The 1755-nt window shown below is 40.1% G+C and carries 3 protein-coding genes and 1 rRNA gene; 2 read left to right on the plus strand and 2 right to left on the minus strand.

Annotated elements, in window-relative coordinates:
• Positions 1–81, plus strand: a 5S ribosomal RNA gene (gene rrf / locus WBM98_RS16165); the annotation flags it as partial.
• Between the two features lie 173 nt (positions 82–254).
• Entirely contained in the window at positions 255–887 is a 633-nt protein-coding gene (gene trhA, locus WBM98_RS16170) for a PAQR family membrane homeostasis protein TrhA (RefSeq protein WP_424367057.1), read from the plus strand.
• Between the two features lie 17 nt (positions 888–904).
• On the opposite strand, the gene WBM98_RS16175 is transcribed toward trhA, so the two are convergent.
• Positions 905–1333, minus strand: coding sequence for a DUF4268 domain-containing protein (locus WBM98_RS16175; RefSeq protein WP_424367058.1), 429 nt, complete (start codon positions 1331–1333; stop codon positions 905–907).
• Positions 1334–1755, minus strand: a 422-nt coding sequence (locus WBM98_RS16180) for a ZIP family metal transporter (protein ID WP_424367059.1), incomplete at its 5' end; no start/stop codon positions are given.

Consider the following 1755-nt stretch of genomic DNA (forward strand, 5'->3'; position numbering starts at 1 on the left):
TACCATTCCGAACAGGGAAGTTAAGCCCGTCTGCGCCGATGGTACTGCCACACCAGGTGGGAGAGTAGGCCGCCGCCTTCCTTGACCCCGACATGCTTCGCATCGTCGGGGTTTTTTTTTGCCCGATTTTCAAGTACGCATGGGAAATAGCAATTGGTGATTTCAAGTTGAAATACGCTAAGGGCCCGTCAAGCTTTTACATGGAATGAATGTGGCTATTTCGTAATTTTGTCCCTTCATGATAAACAACCATTATGACCAAGGGAATATCATACCATACCGAAGAAAAATTAAACGCATACTCCCACGCACTTGGGGTTATTGCCGGACTACTAGGATGTTATTTTTTATTACAGCACAATTCCGATAAAACAGCATATGCCCAAATGGGCATATTGATCTATAGCAGTTCATTTGTACTGTTGTTTCTGGCTTCCACGCTCTACCATTCCGTTTCAGATCCAGATTTAAAACGGAAGTTTCGAATTTTAGACCATATAAGTATTTATTTACTGATTGCTGGCACTTACACCCCTGTGGCTTTGATTACCTTACAAAATAGCAACGGTTGGTTGATATTTTATGTAGTATGGGGTATTGCCGCCTTGGGTACCTTATTAAAGATTTTTTTTACGGGTAAATTTGAGATGTTTTCCCTGCTCTTGTATCTTGCCATGGGCTGGTTGATCGTAATCGACTACCAAAATCTCATGGAACATACAACCCATGAAGGGATAAGGTTACTATTTTTGGGAGGGGCATTCTATACGATAGGGACTATTTTCTACGCGTGGAAAAAAATACCCTACAATCATTTTATATGGCATTTGTTTGTACTTTGGGGTGCCCTTAGTCATTGGTTCTATATATACTTTGATGTGGTCTAAGGCTTCGCCCCCTATGATCAATTGCGAATACTATCTTGATAATCATCGAAGAAAGCTTCAAGCAGCAACATTTGTTTCTCTAAAAATGCCATTGTCTCCCGCCACGTATCCTTATTATGTATGGAAACGCCTGTTTTTTCAACATAGATTCTTGATATCTCCTTTTGGTTTTCCAACAGATATGAGTCTTTATAAATAGCTTCAGGCAGGTATTCTTCTTTTAAAATAGACCGCAGCGCAATTAGTTTTTCCCATAACTCCATTCTTCTTGCCAAGTCAGCGTGTTCGATATCCATGGAGACCATGGCTTGTTTAAACCCAAAATGGAATTTCAGGGAAAGCCCTTTTATTTTCGTGTCGTACAATAGCCATTTATGGGGATAGGATTTGCCAAAGGCAATCCAGAAATCCTGCCGTAACTGTTTCGATTCCTCTTTACTGAACATCTATAGGGCGTAAGCAATCACTATTCCGAGAAAGATCACCACCAGTTTTCTCAAATTGAATTTATGCCCTTCCGAACTTTCAAAGAGAATAACCGTTGAAATATGAAGAAATACACCGATCACCAAGGCTGTAATCGGGGCATAGTATTTTGTGGCAAATTCAAAATGGGCGGCAATGTAATTGCCTAAAGGGGTCATCAGTGAAAATAGGATCATAAAGAACAGGGCATGAACCATCTTGATCTTTGAGTTCAATAAGAATATGCTCAAGATAATCGCGATGGGTATTTTATGGATCAGGATACCATATAGAATGGTGCTATGTTCTTGAATAGGGAACCCTTCCAATAAGGAATGAATGGAAAGACTTATAAACAATAACCAGGGGAAATTCGTTTTTTCAATATCGAGATGCACATGCC

The sequence above is a fragment of the Maribacter sp. genome, from assembly GCF_049667165.1.
Classification (GTDB): Bacteria; Bacteroidota; Bacteroidia; order Flavobacteriales; family Flavobacteriaceae; genus Maribacter_A.